This window comes from Bilifractor sp. LCP21S3_F8, from assembly GCF_052117805.1.
GTDB lineage: Bacteria > Bacillota > Clostridia > Lachnospirales > Lachnospiraceae > Bilifractor.
On sequence record NZ_JBQKIK010000001.1, the window covers coordinates 48,691 to 66,936 of the forward strand.

Here is an 18,246-nt window from a genome sequence, read left to right on the forward strand (position 1 = left end):
ATAAATATATGGTAGAAATTTTGCTTGCAACCTATAATGGAGAGAGATATCTGGCCGAGCAGCTGGAGTCTCTTCTCTCGCAATCGGAGAAGAATATCCGGATTCTGATCCGTGACGATGGTTCCACTGATGGCACACAGGGGATTCTGGAGGATTATGCGCAGAAATATCCGGAGAAGATTCGCGTGATCTGTGATCAGATCCGCTGCGGAGGGCCGACGCCAAATTTCATGGAGCTCGTGAAGCATGCGGCCGGGGAATACATTATGTTCTGCGATCAGGACGATGTCTGGAAAAAGGAGAAGGTCAGGAGGACGCTGCAGGTCATGGCAGAAAAGGAGAAGGCAAGAGGCGCGGATTGCCCGCTTCTGGTTTTTTCTGACTATATTGTGGCAGACGCGGCGCTGAATCCCGTCCCGGTCCGCGAGAAGCAGCTGCAGGTCTACGGACACCGCACAGATTTCCGACATCTTCTGGTGCAGAATTATGTGACGGGATGCACGGTCATGATGAACCGGGCAGCTTACCGGCTTATGGGAGATTATGATCCGAGGATCCGTATGCATGACTGGTGGGCCGCGCAGTATGTCAGCGCCCTCGGCGAGGTCGTTCATCTTCCGGAAAAGCTGATGTACTACCGGCAGCACGGCGATAATGTGGTGAGTGCGGTGAATGTCAGAAGCTTTTCCTATCGTATCGGTAAGCTGATGGACAGGAATACCAGATATAATCTGAAGCTGAATTTTGCGGAGGCAAGGTTGCTGTATGAGAGATTCGGCAGTATAATGCCTGAAGACTCGAAGAACGCACTCGAGGAGTTTCTGCGTATTCCGGACTTTTCAAAGCCGAGAAGGATGGCTGCCCTGCTTAAGGGACGTTTTCTGAAAGGCGATCTGGTCAGGATCCTGGGACAGCTGTTCTATATCTGACGATTTTACAATCCGGAAGCAACATGGTAAAATAACAGACTGCAATATCTGAAAACAAGACAGAGAAAGTGTTTTATATGCTGATTAAAAGTATTCCGGGACTGCTGCTTGTATTTCTGGTGATTCCCGGCATCTGCGGATATATCCTTACGGATCTTCTGCACCTATATGAGAATAATATTGTCAGACGGTCCGTCCTGAATCTTGTCGCCGGAAATCTGCTGATGTGGGCGGTCTTTGAGGCGGTGGCAGTTCCCATGATTTTCCTTCGACAGGACTTTCGGCATGTGATCCTGCTGTGGCTTCTGATTCTGGCGGCGCTTGTGATTATCTTCGTCTCTATTCGCAGAAAGGTTCCGTTTATCCGGTTCGATGCAAGGCACCGGAAGCAGCCGGGGCTTTTCCGTGACAGGACTGCTCTGGTTCTGCTGCTGCTTCTGCTTGTGATCGTGGGTTTCCAATGTGCGGTATATCTGTTTGGAATGCATCTGGATGAGGATGATTCCCGGTTTATCGCTCATGCGGTATACACATGGAAGACCAACCGGATGCTCACGGAGAATGCCGCGACGGGTGAACTGAATCTCCAGAACTGGGGCGGAGACTATCTGAAGGATGCCGTCTCTCCGTGGATGATCTACATCGCAATGCTGGCGAGACTCACTGCAATGCATCCGGCGGTGCTTGCGCACACGGTACTTCCGGTGATTCTTCTGCTCCTCGGCTATGGGATCTACTGCCTGGCGGGTATGGAACTGTTCGGGGATGACAGACGGAAGGCAATTTTATTCTGTCTGATTGTCGCTTTTCTCCAGCTCTTTTTTGCGGGATCTACTCGCACACAGTCGGAGTTTGCGCTTCTGCGGATCTGGCAGGGGAAGGCCGTGGTCGCGGGAGTGGGAATACCGATGATCCTGTACTGCTTTATCTATCTGTACAGACACGCCGCGGAAGAGAGGGCCATCTGGATGCTTCTGATTACAGACCTGGCATGCTGTCTCCTATCCGGGATGGGCATTATCATTGCGGCGTCCATGATCGGGATCTGCTCGATCTGGTACATTCTTGGATGCCGCAGGTGGAGGGCGATCTGGAAGGTTCCTGTGGTACTTCTGCCTTCTGTCGTGTTCGGCGGGCTCTACTATATGTGTAAAATCGGGAGGATCGTTCTATGACAGATGCATGGAGGCAGGTTCTGGACAAGGTGCGGGAATCCTTTGCGGGCAACTGGTTTCTGCTTTTATGGATCGTTGCCTTGATCTATCTGTTTTTCGCGGAGAAGGAAAAACGAAAGCTTCTCGTTTATCCATCCATTCTGCTCGGCGTTCTGATATTCAATCCGCTTCTTTACCGGTATTGCTGGAGAAAGCTGTTTGACTACGCGTACTGGAGGGCGTTCTGGATGGTGCCGGTTCTGCCTGTGATCGCGGCAGCAATGGTGAGCCTTGTATGCAGGATGCGGAAAAACTTCATGAAGGCTGCCGTGATCGTTCTTGCTTTGGCAGTTTCAGCCGCGACCGGAACGTTCATATACAAGGATCGTTTCGTGAGAGCACAGAACCGTTACAAGCTGCCGCAGGCATCGGTGGATGTGGCTGATGCGCTTCTCTCCCTTGACAGCGAGCCGCGCGCGGCAGTGGATTCCTCGCTGTTCTGTTACATCCGTCAGTATTCACCGGACGTACATCTGATGTATGGGCGGAATGCGTGGGGCTATATCGATTATATCGGGGGTGATCAGTACTCTGTTTATCAGCAGATGACGCAGCCGCAGCCGGACCTGAACCTTGTCCGCGGCAGCATGCTGAACATGGATTATGATTACCTGGTGATGCTCCCCTCCCAGGCACCGGGCTACCGGCAGGAGGACGCGGAGAGCTATGACGGCACCTTCTATTCAGACGCCATGAGCAGCGTAGGATTTGAATATATGGATACGGTGGACGGCTATCTGATCTGCAGGGTACTGCCGGGCTGAGAAGAAAGCTGTTTAGACAGATTTCGGCAGAATACTCAGAAAGTGACGTTTTTCGTTCTTAGGAGAACGTCGAAGCATAGAAGGCGGCCGCCAAAAGGCAGGCCTTGGGCTTCGTGACAGGCGGAGCAGACGTGACGACAGGAGAAGTATGAGTAATCGTAAGAGAGTATCGCTTTATATTATGAATATGGTGGATATCGTTTCGCTGCTGATCGCATTCGTGATATCCTATGAAATTCGTAAGATCCTTCCGATGTGGAGAGTGTTCACGAGGGAGAGCATAATTGCCGGATACCGGTTTCAGCAGTTCCCCTATATGCCTCTGCTTTTTGCCACGATCATCTCCTATATACTGGTAAATTTTCTGTTTCTGTATTCGGAGGAGTATCTCTCAAGAAATGTTTCCTCCGAGCTGCTTGCCACGCTGAGAATGATCGTTATGGTAATCGTCGTGGATGTGGTGATTCTGTTCATCACGAAGACCAGTGAACGATACTCCAGAATTTTCATGGTGATTTTCTTCATCATTGCATATTTTACCTGTTTTATTCTGAGGGAAGCGGTCAAAAAAATCTACATTCCGCGTTATAAAAACGGAAAGGCGTCGGAAAAAATGGTGTTGGTCTGCCGTGAGCGGGATACGGACCGGGTTCTCGAACAGCTGAACGCGATTATCGACTGGAGATTTCATATATCAGGTCTTGTGATCATTGATGCGGATCTGGCGGGTGAATATATAAGCGGCATCCGGGTTATCAGCAATTATTCCGACGCAATGGCAAATATTCAGAAGGAGGAGGTGGATTCCATCCTTCTTGTATCGGGGGATCCGGAAGAGGAGAGAGCGTGGGTGCGTCATTTCCAGCCGCTGGGGAAGACGGTTCATGTCAGTCTTCCGGAATTTGAACTCAGTGATACAAAGCGCATGCAGGATATGCTCGGACAGTGCGCGGTAGTCAGCTATCTCCCTGAGATTCCGATCCGGGGGCGCAATGTCGTCATAAAGAGAAGCCTGGATATCATTGTTTCTATTCTTCTGCTTCCTTTTGTTCTTGCAGTGATGCTGATCGTCACATTGCTGACGAAGATTTTCCTGAAGGGGCCTGTTTTTGTTACCAGAGTAAGAGTGGGCATGAATGGACGCCGTTTTAACCAGTATCATTTCCGGGTATACCGGATGGATTCAGATCAGAGGAAGACGGAGGGCAGGAGCTGCTTTACCTGGCTTGGCCGTTTTCTGGATCTGACGCATCTGGACGGGCTGCCGCAAGTTCTGAATGTTCTCGTGGGAGATATGAGCTTCGTCGGACCGAGAGCCCCGTCTCTTCCCTATTTTATTGAAAATCCGGGAGAACTCCGGTATCTGTGCGCAAAGCCCGGACTGGTGGGTACATGGTGCACCGACCGTCGCAGCGGACGCGCGGAAAAGGACCGATATCTGAATAACTGGAGCCTTGGACTGGATGCCGAAATTATTTTCATCATGATCATTCGGTATCTGACGTTCCGCTCCGCAAGGAGCCGACAGACCATGTGGGAGCCGGAGGAGTGCGCTTTCATCCGGGAGTATATGGACTTCCGCAAGCCGCTGGAATACGACCGCTCCGCTTACACCTGCCGGATGACAGCGGGAAAACGCGTCTACTATTTCATCAAGAGGCTGTTCGACATTGTGGGATCGCTCCTGGGGATCATTCTGCTCTCGCCGCTGCTTCTGATCCTGATGTTCGCGGTAATGGCGGATGACGGCGGCAACCCGTTCTACGGACACAGCCGGATCGGAAAGAACGGAAAGAAAATCACGGTTTATAAATTCCGGAGCATGCGCCGGGACGCCGGAGATCTGGAGAAGATTCTGACTCCGGAGCAGCTTGAGCAGTATCGCACGGAGTTTAAGATTGACAACGATCCGCGTATCACTAAGGTAGGAAACTTCATTCGGCGCACGAGCCTGGACGAGCTGCCACAGCTGTTCAACATTCTGTCCGGCGACCTGTCGATTGTCGGTCCGAGACCGATCGTGGAGAAAGAAACCACAATCTATGGAAGAGATGTCGCCAAGCTTCTGAGCGTGAAACCGGGTCTTACGGGATACTGGCAGGCCTATGCGAGGAACAATGCTACCTATGAGAGCGGCGAAAGACAGAAGATGGAAATGTATTACGTGGATCATCAGAGTCTCGGTCTTGATGTGAAGATTCTGTTCCGGACCGTGAAATCGGTCACAAAGGAGGAAGGCGCCCAGTAGACCGCCATGCGATGCATCATTCATTCTGTCTACGGTATGAGTCTTTGCGTCAATTTGCAGCGCGCGTGCGCACAGTTTTGGTGCGTGCACGTTTGCGGTTATGTTTGGAGTGTATGAGCTTGCAGCGCGCGTGCGCGCAGAGCGCATATTTGAGCCCCCGCAATTCTGCGGTAATGGAAACGAGAGATCAAGGAGAATAGAATGACATCTGTGAATGAGAAGAAAATCAGACTGATCATAGCCTGTCACAAGAAGTGTGAGGTGCCGGAGGATTCTGTCTATCTTCCGCTTCACGTAGGAGCAGAGGGAAAGGAGCCCTTTGGCTTCACCGGCGACAATACCGGCGACAATATCAGCTCCAAAAACCCCGTCTACTGTGAATTGACAGGACTCTACTGGGCATGGAAAAATCTGGACTGTGATTACCTGGGACTGGTGCATTACCGGAGATATTTTACACTGAAGAGCAGGCACGAGCAGAAGAAAAACGGCCTTCTTGCATCGGTGCTGACAGAGGCCGAGCTCAGGAAACTTCTGTCCCGGTACCGCGTTCTGGTTCCGAAGAAGCGGCATTATTACATTGAAAGTGTCTATTCCCACTACGCTCATACCTTCGACGGTACGCAGCTCGACAAGGCCAGGGAGATTCTTGCCCGGAAATATCCGGATTATGTGGATGAGTTCGACCGCTTCATGAAGCAGACCGGGGCATACATTTTCAATATGTTTGTCATGCCGAAGAATCTCGCGGATGAGTATTTTGCGTGGCTGTTCGACATTCTTGGTGATCTTGAGAAAATGGTTGATACCAGCGGCATGTCAGCTTTTGACGCGAGATATGCCGGACGGGTCAGCGAGAGGCTCTTTAATGTGTGGCTGATGCATCAGGTGGACACGGGCAGGCTGAAGAAAAGCGAGATTGGTGAGGTGCCATACCTTTATCTCGGAGAGATTGACTGGAGAAGAAAGATTACCGGTTTTCTCCGTGCGAAATTCTTTCACAAAAAGTATGAGAAGAGCTTCTGAAAATCCGCGGAGACAGAAGTCCGGACAGGCTTCACAGAGAGATCGCTGAGGCCGGATTTGTTTTGCAATATGGTAATGTTCAGAGGGCGTCAGGACGCCCGGAAAGGAAAAAAATTATGGGAAAGATCAAGGTTACAGAAAATGCAGGCGGTATCAAGGGACTTTATGTGGTAGAGCCAACGGTTTTCGGAGACAACCGGGGATATTTCATGGAGACCTACAACTACAATGACTTTGCGGCTGCCGGAATTGACTGCGATTTTGTGCAGGACAACCAGTCCGCATCGAAGAAAGGGGTACTTCGCGGCCTTCATTTCCAGATTCATTATCCTCAGGACAAGCTGGTCCGCGTAATCCGCGGTGAGGTTTTTGATGTCGCGGTTGATCTGCGGGAGGGAAGCGAGACCTACGGAAAATGGTTCGGAGTGCTCCTGACAGAGGAGAACAAGAAGCAGTTCTTTATTCCGAAGAATTTCGCGCACGGTTTTATTGTTCTCTCTGATTACGCGGAGTTCTGCTACAAGGTGACTGATTTTTATCATCCCAATGATGAGGGCGGACTGATGTGGAACGATCCGGATATTGCCGTGAAGTGGCCGATGCCGGAGGGAATGGGACCGGAGGATCTTGTATTGTCGGACAAGGATAAGGTGAACTGGAGTTATCAGGAATTCCTTGAGAAGAAAAAGAACTTCTGATTTTTTCAAAGGACTTTCAAAAGACGATAACAATGATTAGGAGATCGAGATGTCAAAGTCAAGAAAGCCGGCGCTGTTTCAGATTCTGGGAGAGCTGTCAGGAAGCAGAAAACTGATCGGGAGTCTCGCAAAAAATGATTTCAAGACAAAATTTGCGGGCTCTTACCTTGGAAGAGTCTGGGCGTTTGTACAGCCGGTTGTCACTGTCTTTGTGTACTGGTTTGTATTCGAGAAGGCGCTGAACGCGGGAACGCAGTCCACGAAGCAGGGGATTTCCGTCCCTTATGTGCTCTGGCTTGTCGCCGGCCTGGTTCCCTGGTTTTATTTCTCTGACGCGATGGCGGCAGGGACGAACGCACTTCTTGAATACGACTACCTGGTCAAGAAGGTGGTGTTCCGGATCAGCGCGCTTCCGGTGGTGAAGGCAGTCTCGAGTCTGTTCGTACATGTCTTTTTTGTCTGCTTCATGCTCGGCATGTATGTGGTGTACGGACTGTTCCCCGGCGTCTATGCCGTTCAGCTTGTATATTACTCGTTCTGCATGTTTGTCTTCGTCCTTGCGGTGTCCTATCTGACAAGTGCGCTGGCCGTTTTTTTCCGGGATCTGGTACAGATCATCAATATTATTCTGCAGGTTCAGATCTGGGCGACTCCGATCATGTGGAATATGGATGCGGTGAGCTTTCCGCCGGCAGTCATTGCAATTCTGAAATTTAATCCGATGTATTACATCGTCTGCGGGTACAGAGATTCTCTGATCAATCACATATGGTTCTTCCAGCGGCCGCAGCTGACGCTGTATTTCTGGTGCCTGACGGTATTTTTGCTGTTTGCCGGAACTCATGTGTTCCGGAAGCTTCAGCCTCATTTTGCCGATGTACTGTAAGAGGGTTATTTCAGCAGCTGAGAAGGTACGCCGCAGAGAACGCAGTCAAGGCAGCGGAGAATCTGATGTGTCAGTTTACGGGAATCCCGGAGGGTTCCATATTGCTGAAGTTCTGAATGCTGAATTCTGCGGATACAGGGAGTATACCGCGGCATCAATCCCGGGAAAGGAAATCCAACCAGTATGAGTGAAGAATACGCCATCCAGGTAAAGGATGTCAGCAAGCTTTATAAATTATATGACAAACCGTCATACAGAATCCGTGATGCGCTGGGCCTTACACGGAAGAAGCTGTACCGGGAGCATTACGCGCTTCATCACATGAGCTTCAATGTGAAAAAGGGAGAGACCGTAGGACTGATTGGAACCAACGGCGCCGGAAAATCAACGATTCTCAAGGTCATTACCGGTGTACTGAACCCATCGGAGGGTGAAGTGGTCATAAATGGCAGAATTTCCGCCCTGCTTGAGCTTGGCGCGGGCTTCAATATGGAGTACACGGGTATCGAAAATATCTACCTGAACGGTACCATGATCGGTTTCTCAAAGGAAGAAATCGACCGGAGGATGGACAGCATCCTGAAATTCGCGGACATCGGAGACTTTGTCTATCAGCCGGTGAAGACGTATTCCAGCGGAATGTTTGTCCGTCTGGCGTTTGCCGTCGCCATCAATATTGATCCGGAAATCCTGATCGTGGATGAAGCACTGTCTGTGGGAGATGTTTTTTTTCAGGCAAAATGCTACAAGAAATTCGAGGACTTCAAGAAAGAGGGAAAGACGATCCTATTCGTCAGTCACGATCTCGGAAGCATCTCCCGGTACTGTGACAGAGTCATCCTTCTGAATAAGGGGGTCAAGCTTTCCGAAGGCAAACCGAAGGATATGATCGATCTCTACAAAAAAGTCCTGGTTCATCAGGTTGACGAGGCCGCCGTACAGAACGGTGACGCTGACATTCACAGCACGACCGGAAAACGTTCTCTCACTGGAGAGGACCATATCGGAGACAGCGCAGAGGATGGAGTGCGGGAAGGCAGAGCAGCGGAGTCAGACGCGGACGGGTCACCTGCCGATCGTTCGTCAGCCCATGACGGTGGAAAATGGATGGATCACTTCCAGATCAATCCGAATGTCAACGAGTACGGTGACGGACGGGCAAATATCATTGACTATGGTATTGTGGACGATCAGGGGCAGCTGACCTCAACGATCATCAAGGGAACCCGCTTCACGATCCGCAGCAAGGTGCAGTTTAACGAAGAGATACAGAGCCCGATCTTTACCTATGCATTCAAAAACCTTCAGGGAGTCGCGATCACCGGGACGAATACCATGTATGAAAAGAAGGATATCGGACTGGCGCACAAGGGGGATGTCTATGTCGCGTCCTTTGAACAGGAGATGAACCTTCAGGGCGGGGAGTATCTGCTCTCCATCAGCTGTACGGGATATGAAAACGGAGGATTTGTCGTATATCACAGGCTGTATGATGTCATCAATGTCACCGTAATCTCGGACAAGAACACCGTGGGATTTTATGATATGAATTCGGTTACCCGTGTGGAAAGGGTGGGCGGAAGACCGGAAAGCGTTGTATGAAGCATCCGGCAGGCGCAAAATCCTGAACAGAGTAATATTGGAATGTACTCGTAAAAAGTATATATAAGGCATTCGGCAAACACAGAGAAAAAGTGGAAATACCGATACGTGCAGTAACGATCTCGTCGGTCTCGCGCGGGGCAGGTGTGTATGAAGGAACAGATCGGAAAGGTACAATTGCATATTCTGGGGGAAGATGAAATCCCTGCACCGGAGGTTCCGGGTGCTGCGAAGATCCCCGGAAAGGCAGCGTCAGAAATTTCCGGGACACAGAGGGAAAGGGCAGATGAGAAGGAACTGATGGAGGTCCTTAGAACCTGCCCGGAGGATCAGTACAGGTCTGTGCTGCAGGAACACAAGAACGAATTCCTGCTTGAGGAGCTTTCAGGCCTGAGAGCGAATCTTGTGCGCGCCTTTGCCGTACCGGACGGCGCATCTGTTCTGGAAGCAGGCTGCGGGTGTGGCGCGATGACCGGTACACTGGCAGAAAAATACCGGGAGGTCGTCAGCTGGGATTCCGATGTGGAGCGATGCAGAATCAATGCGTACCGGAACAGAGACCGGGAGAATGTGACACTGTATGCCGGCGATTTCCGGGACTTTTGTAACGAAATCCATTCGGATCATCCCGGGAACAGCTTTGATCTTATCACCTGTATCGGTCCGATGCAGAAGGCTTCCCGGATTATCCCGGGAGATACGCCGTGCCGGGCTATGGTACATGAGCTTCTTTCTTTTCTTGCGCAGGATGGAATCCTGCTGATTCTCTTGAAGGAAATCCGGGAGTACCGTCAGCTGATGGAAGGCAGCGTGCTTTCCGGTTACCGGACCATCTTATACGAGATCCGTCCGGACGCGATGTTTCCCATGGAGATCACGGGTGAACAGTGGCTTTCGGAACATCACCCCGGTGGCGAAGCCTGTAGGACGAAAGACGAAGGCAGACCGGCGCTTCTTCTGATTCAGGGCGCGCAGCGGGCAGCCGATACACTGTTGTACGCGAAGTTCTCCGGAGAAAGAGCGGGGAGATATGCTCTGTATACGGCTGTATATGAGAAGTATGGCGGATTGCCGAGCAGAGAGACAGGCGGCGTTGAAGCACCGGGCCTTTCAGATCAGATTGGCGAATGCGGACCGCAGCGCGCCGGAATGAACACAGATGGAAGCCAACGGTATGTGGAGAAGAGGGCGCTTACGAAGGCTGCAATTCCCCATGTGAGTCACATCAGCGAGCTCTCCGGAAAGCTTTCAGAGATGTACCGGGGAAGGTTGAAGATCAATCGCTGTGAGAAGACGGATATAACAGGAACCGTACGGATGGAATATCTCACCGGCGAGACTTTTGAGGAATATCTGGACCGGGTTCTTGCGAAGCAGGGACCGGATGCCTGTGAAAAGGCTCTTCTGGAGTATCTCGACATGGTTGTCCCGAAAGAGCTGGAGAGCGCGTTTGAGATGACAGATTCCTTCCGGGAAATCTTCGGGGAAATACCCGGGGAAATTTCCGGTGGAATACCCGGTGAGTATGAAATACATTCTCTGAAGACGCTGCCGGTGTCGGACGTGGATCTGATTCCGGCAAATGTGATCAGAAGCGGCGGGAGCAGCACCCTCATCGATTATGAGTGGAGCTTTGATTTTCCGGTTCCGTCAGATTTCCTGAGATACCGGATCCTCTTTTATTATCTGCGCTCCGACAAGAACAGGCAGGAGCTTGCTCAGAGCGGCATCTGGCAGAAAGCCGGACTGACCGGGCAGAAACGAAAAATATTCGCGGCAATGGAGGACTCTTTTCAGAAATGGCTCACGAGAGACAGAATCCCGGTGAGAGATCTTCGCGCCGGAATTTCGTACGAAGTGTTACACACGGGAGACGGGGACCGGAGCCTGCGGGTATATTATCCGGCACGGGATGGGTCGGAAAACTATTCCGAGCTGCGTTCGTCGGACTATCTGATGAGGAATGGAAAGCTCTCCGCTGACCTTGAGGTTCCTCAGGGAATGACGATGATCCGTCTGGATCCGGGAGACCGGCCGGGAATTCTGCGCATCCGCGGCCTGACAATTGACGGAAGACCTCCGGAGCTTATCCGCACGAATGGTATTCCGGTTTTCCGGGAATCAGAAGCCGGAGTGGAAGAGATCGGACCAGTTCCATCCGGAAGACCGGTATTTCTGTCCGCGATCTATTTTGGCAGCGATGATCCGAATTTCACAATCAGATGGAACAGGGATCATTCATCGGCCAATTGTTCCCAGACAGTTTCCGTCGATTTCAGCTTCACGGAGGTTGAAGGTGATTTTATCCGTCCTCTTTTGGAGCTTCAGAGTCAGCGGGTGGCGTCCGCATCATCAAAACACCATAGAAATGGAGGATTTCTTCATCGGCTGAATGGCCGGAAGAACTGAACAGCCTTTATGATAAAGTACAATATTGATGAGACGAAAACAGATGAGGAAGTCCTGACCGCCGCCGGCTGGGCGGCATGGATCAGCGGAGAAGGTGAGGAGAAGGCTCTGACCCATACAGAAATCCGGGTGGAACGGAAGAGCGGGAGAGCGGTCGCTGCCGATATCAGAACCTTGTACCGTTCTGATGTGATTCGCGCGCTTGGAGGCTCGGAAAGCGACGAGATGATGGGATTTCAGATCCGGTTCAGGAAGGAAGAGGACGAGAATCAGTACACCCTTATTTTTACCTCTCCGGACGGAACGGAATCGGAGAAATATCCGGTGGATTTCCGCACCGTAAACATGCTCAGTCGTCAGGAGAACCGCCATTATGAGGGAGCGGCTGACATGCTGAAACATGTCAGCCGGCAGCTGATCACGGATGATTTTCAATACCTGAGACAGTTCGGCCCCAGAAAGTACGCGGGACTTGTGGTCCGGAGAATGAACAGCTCCGACAAAATCCCCGCATATGAGAAATGGGCGAGACAGAACGATGTGAAGGCAGATGAGCTGGCAAGGCAGAGGAAATATCATTTCCGTTATGAGCCAAAGATCAGCATCGTTATTCCGGCATACCGCACCAGAAAGAAATATCTCAGAGAGCTGCTGCAGTCGATCGGGAAGCAGACCTACAGGAAATGGCAGCTCTGCATCGCTGATGGCAGCGGTGAGGACGCCTGTGTAGAAGAAGTGGTGAAAAAATACACGGCAAGGGATCCTCGGATCTGCTACCGGAGGCTTGAAAAGAATGAGGGAATCTCTGGCAACACAAATGAGGCTTTGAAAATGGCAGACGGGGAGTATATCGTGCTCTGTGATCATGACGATGTGATTCCTCCAAACGCTCTTTTTGAGCTTGTGAAGGCGCTTCAGGACCGGGAGGTTGATATTGTATACACCGACGAAGACAAGATCTCCATGGATTCTTCAAGGCGTTTCGACCCGAACTTCAAGCCGGATTTCAATCCGGATCTCCTGTGCAGCACGAACTATATCTGCCATCTGTTCCTTTTTCCCAGAAGCTTCTATGAGAAGTACGGCGGGTTCCGGAAGGAATTCGACGGGGCGCAGGATTATGATCTGATTCTGCGATATACAGAAAAAGCTGGAAAAATCTGTCATATTCCGAAGATTCTCTATCACTGGAGAAGCCACTACGGCTCGACGGCGGACAATCCGGAGTCTAAATCCTATGCTTTTGAAAATGGAGCCAGGGCGGTCAGGGAGCATTACGAAAGACTCGGTATCCCTGCCCGCGTCGGGCATGGGGTATTGGCCGGTACTTATCATACCATGTATGACTGGGGCGAAGAGCCCCTGATTTCGATCATTGTTCCGAATAAGGATCATGTCGGGGATCTGAAGAAATGCATGGATTCTGTCGACAGCAAATCGATCTATCGGAACTATGAATGGATCATTGTTGAGAACAACAGCACCGAGGCGGAGACATTCCGATATTACGACTCCATCCGGGACCGGAAGAATGTTACCGTTCTGACCTATAAGGGAGCATTTAATTATTCCAGAATCAATAACTTCGGAGTGAGACACGCCAGAGGGGAGCTTCTGCTGCTCCTGAATAATGACACGGAGATGATCCGACCGGAGAGCCTGAAGGCGATGGCAGATCTCTGCCTCAGAGAAGATGTGGGGATCGCGGGAGCAAGGCTTCTGTATCCGGACCGCACGATTCAGCATGCCGGGGTCATCGTCGGATTCGGAGGCGTTGCGGGACATGCCTTCTGCAACCTCTCCTCACGGGATCCGGGTTACATGGGCCGTGCCGTGATGACACAGGATTACAGCGCGGTTACCGCCGCCTGCCTTATGGTGAGAAAAGAAATTTTCGAGGCGGCGGGAGGACTCACAGAGGAGTATGCGGTCGCTTTCAACGACATCGATTTCTGCATGAAGGTCGGAGCACTCGGGAAACGCATTGTGTACGAACCTTCTGCGGAGTTTTACCATTATGAGTCCAAATCCAGAGGGTCAGAGGATACCAGGGAAAAGGTAGAGAGATTCCGCTCCGAGGTGGAGCGCTTCGAGTCCACATGGAAGGATTTTCTGGCGAAGGGAGATCCCTGCTACAATCCGAACTTTTCTCTGACGATCGGACCATTCTGCCTTCGACAGGAGACCGGAAAATGAATCTTGTATCGAAAACCTTTCATTACCTGAGAGAAAACGGCGTCCGCGATACCGGAAGAAAAATAAGCAACTGGTATCAGGTTCACTTCACTGCGGAGAATGACTATAAGGCGTTTCGGAGAAGAAACGAGACGGGGCCACTGGAGCTGAGACGGCAGAGAGAACGCCGCTTTGAGCATCCGGTTACCTTCAGCATCGTCGTACCGCTCTACCGAACGCCGGAAAAATTTCTCAGAGAGCTGATCGAGTCTGTGGAGAAGCAGACATATCCGCACTGGGAGCTCTGCCTGGCGGACGGAAGCATCGCGGGAAAAAAGATAGTGAATCCGGAAGGGGAGAGGCAGGCCGCTCCCGCCGTGAGTCCTCTACGTGATATTCTTGAGGAATACGTCCGGAAGGATTCCAGGATAAAAGTGAAGTACCTGGAGGAGAATGCGGGAATATCGGGAAATACGAATGCCGCGCTGGAGATGGCTGCCGGTGATTTCATGGTGCTGTGCGATCATGACGATCTGCTTGCGCCGGATGCGCTTTATGAATGCGCCGACGCCGTCAGTAAGGACCCGGAAATAGATATCCTCTACACAGACGAAGATAAAATCAGCTACAGAGGAGACCGATATCTGGAACCGAATTTCAAGCCGGACTTCAATCCGGATCTTCTGTGCAGCACAAATTATATCTGTCACCTTTTTGTATTCCGGAGATGGCTCTATGAACAGTGCGGCGGGTTTCATTCGGAATTTGACGGGGCGCAGGATCAGGATCTGATTCTGCGTTATACGGAGAAGGCCGGAAGAATCTGTCATATTCCCAAAGTACTGTACCACTGGAGAAAAAGTCCGGCTTCCACCGCGGCTGACCCTGAGCATAAGCGCTATGCCTTCGAAAACGGCGCAAAAGCAGTAACTGCTCATTACCGGAGGATCGGCGTTCCCGCAGAGGCACGGATCGGAGAGGTGCTCGGCATATACCGCACAGTCTACAGATGGACGGAACAGCCGCTTGTATCTATCATCGTCCCGAATAAGGATCATGCCGGGGATCTGAGACGATGCATCGAATCTGTGGAAGAAAAATCTGTGTACCGGAATTTTGAGTGGATCATTGTAGAAAACAACAGTACGGAAGAACAGACCTTTTCTTATTATGAAGAGCTGAAGAAAAAGGCAAATACCCGGGTAGTGGTCTGGAAGGGCCCGTTTAATTTTTCCGCGATCAATAATTTCGGAGCCGGATTCGCCAGAGGAAGATACCTGTGGCTTTTGAACAATGATACAGAGATGATCCGGCCGGAGAGCATGAAGGATATGCTTGATATCTGCATGCGCAGCGATGTGGGAATCGTAGGCGCAAAGCTGTACTATCCGGATGATACCATTCAGCACGCGGGAGTGATCATTGGAGCCGGCGGAATTGCCGGACACATGTTCACGGGTCTCGGGCGCGGTCTGGCCGGATACGGACTCCGGGCCATCTGCACCCAGGATCTGAATGCGGTAACAGCGGCATGTATGATGGTAAAAAAAGAGGTGTATGACAGGGTCGGAGGTCTGGATGAGAAATTTCAGGTCGCGTTCAATGACATCGATTTCTGTCTGCGTGTTCGGAGGGAGGGATATCTGGTTGTATATGACGCAGGTGCGGAATTCTACCATTTCGAATCAAAATCCAGAGGCCAGGACAACACGGGGGAAAAACTGAAGAGATTCCAGTCGGAGATAAACCGGTTCGCGGAGAGATGGAAGGATCTGCTTGTTCAGGGAGATCCTTATTATAATCCAAATCTTTCAATCAGACAGGCGGATTTCAAACTCCGGGTGGGAGATGAGAAGTGGGAGCTTCCGGTTGTGTACCGGGAATAATATTTTTATATCATAAATCCCTGCTGTATAGTATAATATAGGTAACTCATTACGGAAATAAGTCGGGGAAAGTGCGGCAGTTATATTACTCAAAATATGGATTGTGCAGAAGGGAGATCTTATGGGAAGAAAAAATCTGTTTAAACTTGTCACAATATTAACGGCCATTGGAGTGATATCTGCAGCATGTCCGGTTTATGCAGAGGATACAGCAGCTTCTTATATATCTGCCGAAACCGGAGAGACGGATGACTCTTTGGATGGCACATCAGGCAGTGCGGAGAATAGCAGCGATGCCGCGGAGAACAACACGGCGAAGTACAACACGGTTACATCTGCGGATAATGGAGTGGAGAATATATCATCCGAAAATATCGGTACACCAGAAAATGGAACCTCATCTGAAGAAGATTCCGGTGAGAAGGCGGGCGATAACACCTTGACAGATGCTTCGAATGAATCAGTTGAAGCAGAAATCGTGGGGACAGATTCCGTATCCGCATCCTCGGAAACCACGAGCGCGACTGAGGAATCTACTGAAGAAGAGAGGGAAGAGACAGAGGAGAAAGACGACAAAGACGACGCTCAGGAGATACCCGTTGTCAGCTATGCCGCTCATGTTCAGCAGAAGGGGTGGCCGGCGGAGGATGCCGTTTCCGGAACAGAAGCTCAGACTTATGCGGGATTTACGGGCAAGGGTCTTCGTGTTGAGGCAATCAGGGCCAGCGTGAAAGGCGACCAGAATCTCGGCATCACATACAACACTTATGTGCAGCAGAGAAGATGGACCGGATGGCAGAGCGACGGGGCGGTCGCGGGAACGACGGGACAGAGCCTCAGGGTCGAGGCAATCGTCATGAAGCTGACCGGATCCGATGCGGACAAGTACGATCTCTATTACCGCGCGCATGTGGAGAGCTTCGGGTGGCTTGCGTGGGCGAAAAACGGCGAGCTGGCCGGAACAACGAATCTGAGCCGCCGCGTCGAGGCGTATGAGGTCGCGATTGTGAAGAAGGGAGAGGCGGCACCTGCGAGATCTTCCGCCCGGAACGCTGCTTATCTCACTGCTCCGACAGTAACCTATCAGACCCATGTGCAGAGATACGGATGGAATCTGGGAGAGGTTTCGAACGGCGCTCTCGGCGGGACGACCGGACAGGGGCTGCGGATGGAGGCGCTGAAGATCCATCTGAACAAGACGACCGGATTCACGGGCGGTATTTCGTACTGCTCCCATATACAGAGACTCGGATGGGAACAGAACTGGAAGACTGACGGAGCACTGTCCGGAACAGAAGGAAAGGGACTTCGCCTGGAGGCGGTCCGGATCCGGCTGACCGGTGAGATGGCAAATTTGTTTGATGTGTATTATCGTACGCATGTGCAGAGATTCGGCTGGACCGGCTGGGCGTCAAACGGGGAGGACTGCGGATCCGCCGGTTATGGGTATCGTCTGGAGGCGGTTGAGATCCGCATAGTTGCCAGGGGAAGCAGCGCACCAGGAAGTACGGCAAATACATTCTGGAAATATGTCAACCCTCACGCTGGTATGGATGCTATAGCGCAGGGATATTCAAGCTCTACCGGGTATCTTCTGATGGTTGACCGTTCCGCTCATCGGACAGGCGTGTATACAGGAAGCAGGAATAACTGGCAAAACCAGAAGTACTGGCTTTGCTCCAATGGAAAAGCATCGACGCCTACGATTACCGGTGTATACAGACTGGGGATAAAGGGACTTTATTTCTGGAGCGGCAACACCAAATGCTGGTATTACAGCCAGATTTCCGGAGATTATTTATTCCATTCCGTAATCTATGATGGGTCTTCTTCGCCGGTCCGCATTCTGGATGGAACCCTGGGCGCAGCGACATCTCACGGCTGCGTGCGGCTTGCGCTTGAAAACGCAAAATATATTTATGATAATGTGCCTACCGGTACAACGGTTGTGATTTATAACTGAAGGCAGGCCGGTTCACACTGTGTGTGGGGGATGTGTCTCATCTCCCACGCATATCCGCACTTCCGTGCGGGCTGGGGCGGCAATGAAGCCCCTGTCTTCAGGAATAGAAGACGTTGCTGAAAATAAATGCAGAATCTGCCGAAAATAAATGTAGAATCTGCTTGACAATAGAAGAACGTTTTGATATGATCTTACTCGTTGGTGAGAAACACCGACGGATTGCTGATATAGCACAGGTGGTAGTGCGCATCCTTGGTAAGGATGAGGTCACCAGTTCGAGTCTGGTTATCAGCTGTAATGAGATTTCCCCGGAAGATCTGTCTTCCGGGGTTTTTTTTACGCGAACAGTGAGCCTCAGCCGAATGCGAAGTATTCGTGTGCGGCGAGCGTCGCGATAGCGAGATAAAACTCGCGCAGCGTGTTTTATCTCGTTGTAACCGCTTTTT

Annotated in this window: 12 protein-coding genes and 1 tRNA gene; all 13 read left to right on the plus strand. The window is 51.2% G+C overall.

The features are described 5' to 3' along the window. The first annotated feature begins 8 nt into the window (after positions 1 to 8). The 13 genes from ACTQ3A_RS00220 (at position 9) to ACTQ3A_RS00280 (ending at position 18,094) form a co-directional block, all read left to right on the plus strand. Positions 9 to 929 (plus strand): glycosyltransferase family 2 protein, encoded by a 921-nt coding sequence (locus ACTQ3A_RS00220; RefSeq protein WP_441100693.1) that lies wholly within the window; start codon positions 9 to 11, stop codon positions 927 to 929. A gap of 77 nt (positions 930 to 1,006) precedes the next feature. Further along, positions 1,007 to 2,104, plus strand: coding sequence for a DUF6077 domain-containing protein (locus ACTQ3A_RS00225; protein WP_441100692.1), 1,098 nt, complete (start codon positions 1,007 to 1,009; stop codon positions 2,102 to 2,104). Beyond that, positions 2,101 to 2,907 (plus strand): hypothetical protein, encoded by an 807-nt coding sequence (locus ACTQ3A_RS00230; protein WP_441100691.1) that lies wholly within the window; start codon positions 2,101 to 2,103, stop codon positions 2,905 to 2,907. The genes ACTQ3A_RS00225 and ACTQ3A_RS00230 overlap by 4 nt, the downstream gene beginning before the upstream one ends. 148 nt (positions 2,908 to 3,055) lie before the next feature. Beyond that, a complete protein-coding gene (locus ACTQ3A_RS00235) occupies positions 3,056 to 5,155 on the plus strand; it encodes a sugar transferase (RefSeq protein ID WP_441100690.1) in 2,100 nt (699 codons plus the stop codon). 201 nt (positions 5,156 to 5,356) lie between these two features. After that, positions 5,357 to 6,181, plus strand: coding sequence for a DUF4422 domain-containing protein (locus ACTQ3A_RS00240; RefSeq protein WP_441100689.1), 825 nt, complete (start codon positions 5,357 to 5,359; stop codon positions 6,179 to 6,181). 116 nt (positions 6,182 to 6,297) lie between these two features. Continuing rightward, entirely contained in the window at positions 6,298 to 6,879 is a 582-nt protein-coding gene (gene rfbC, locus ACTQ3A_RS00245; protein WP_441100688.1) for a dTDP-4-dehydrorhamnose 3,5-epimerase, read from the plus strand. Between the two features lie 49 nt (positions 6,880 to 6,928). Continuing rightward, positions 6,929 to 7,765, plus strand: coding sequence for an ABC transporter permease (locus ACTQ3A_RS00250; RefSeq protein WP_441100687.1), 837 nt, complete (start codon positions 6,929 to 6,931; stop codon positions 7,763 to 7,765). Between the two features lie 183 nt (positions 7,766 to 7,948). Continuing rightward, complete coding sequence (locus ACTQ3A_RS00255) at positions 7,949 to 9,367, plus strand: ABC transporter ATP-binding protein (RefSeq protein ID WP_441494238.1); 1,419 nt, start codon at positions 7,949 to 7,951, stop codon at positions 9,365 to 9,367. 150 nt (positions 9,368 to 9,517) lie between these two features. After that, complete coding sequence (locus ACTQ3A_RS00260; RefSeq protein ID WP_441494237.1) at positions 9,518 to 11,776, plus strand: methyltransferase domain-containing protein; 2,259 nt, start codon at positions 9,518 to 9,520, stop codon at positions 11,774 to 11,776. 9 nt (positions 11,777 to 11,785) lie between these two features. Beyond that, entirely contained in the window at positions 11,786 to 13,972 is a 2,187-nt protein-coding gene (locus ACTQ3A_RS00265) for a glycosyltransferase family 2 protein (RefSeq protein ID WP_441494236.1), read from the plus strand. Then, positions 13,969 to 15,837 (plus strand): glycosyltransferase family 2 protein, encoded by a 1,869-nt coding sequence (locus tag ACTQ3A_RS00270; protein WP_441100683.1) that lies wholly within the window; start codon positions 13,969 to 13,971, stop codon positions 15,835 to 15,837. The genes ACTQ3A_RS00265 and ACTQ3A_RS00270 overlap by 4 nt, the downstream gene beginning before the upstream one ends. A gap of 121 nt (positions 15,838 to 15,958) precedes the next feature. Then, positions 15,959 to 17,800, plus strand: a complete 1,842-nt coding sequence (locus tag ACTQ3A_RS00275; protein WP_441100682.1) for a L,D-transpeptidase family protein — start codon at positions 15,959 to 15,961, stop codon at positions 17,798 to 17,800. 221 nt (positions 17,801 to 18,021) lie between these two features. Further along, positions 18,022 to 18,094: transfer RNA gene (locus ACTQ3A_RS00280), tRNA-Thr, on the plus strand. The last annotated feature ends 152 nt before the right edge of the window (positions 18,095 to 18,246 follow it).

Excerpts from the sequence above, each read along its gene's own strand:
- ACTQ3A_RS00265 (WP_441494236.1), top strand. The coding sequence starts at position 11,786 with ATGATAAAGTACAATATTGATGAGACGAAAACAGATGAGGAAGTCCTG.
- ACTQ3A_RS00250 (WP_441100687.1), top strand. The coding sequence starts at position 6,929 with ATGTCAAAGTCAAGAAAGCCGGCGCTGTTTCAGATTCTGGGAGAGCTG.
- ACTQ3A_RS00235 (WP_441100690.1), top strand. The coding sequence starts at position 3,056 with ATGAGTAATCGTAAGAGAGTATCGCTTTATATTATGAATATGGTGGAT.
- ACTQ3A_RS00275 (WP_441100682.1), top strand. The coding sequence starts at position 15,959 with ATGGGAAGAAAAAATCTGTTTAAACTTGTCACAATATTAACGGCCATT.
- ACTQ3A_RS00255 (WP_441494238.1), top strand. The coding sequence starts at position 7,949 with ATGAGTGAAGAATACGCCATCCAGGTAAAGGATGTCAGCAAGCTTTAT.
- ACTQ3A_RS00260 (WP_441494237.1), top strand. The coding sequence starts at position 9,518 with ATGAAGGAACAGATCGGAAAGGTACAATTGCATATTCTGGGGGAAGAT.
- ACTQ3A_RS00270 (WP_441100683.1), top strand. The coding sequence starts at position 13,969 with ATGAATCTTGTATCGAAAACCTTTCATTACCTGAGAGAAAACGGCGTC.
- ACTQ3A_RS00225 (WP_441100692.1), top strand. The coding sequence starts at position 1,007 with ATGCTGATTAAAAGTATTCCGGGACTGCTGCTTGTATTTCTGGTGATT.
- rfbC (WP_441100688.1), top strand. The coding sequence starts at position 6,298 with ATGGGAAAGATCAAGGTTACAGAAAATGCAGGCGGTATCAAGGGACTT.
- ACTQ3A_RS00220 (WP_441100693.1), top strand. The coding sequence starts at position 9 with ATGGTAGAAATTTTGCTTGCAACCTATAATGGAGAGAGATATCTGGCC.
- ACTQ3A_RS00240 (WP_441100689.1), top strand. The coding sequence starts at position 5,357 with ATGACATCTGTGAATGAGAAGAAAATCAGACTGATCATAGCCTGTCAC.
- ACTQ3A_RS00230 (WP_441100691.1), top strand. The coding sequence starts at position 2,101 with ATGACAGATGCATGGAGGCAGGTTCTGGACAAGGTGCGGGAATCCTTT.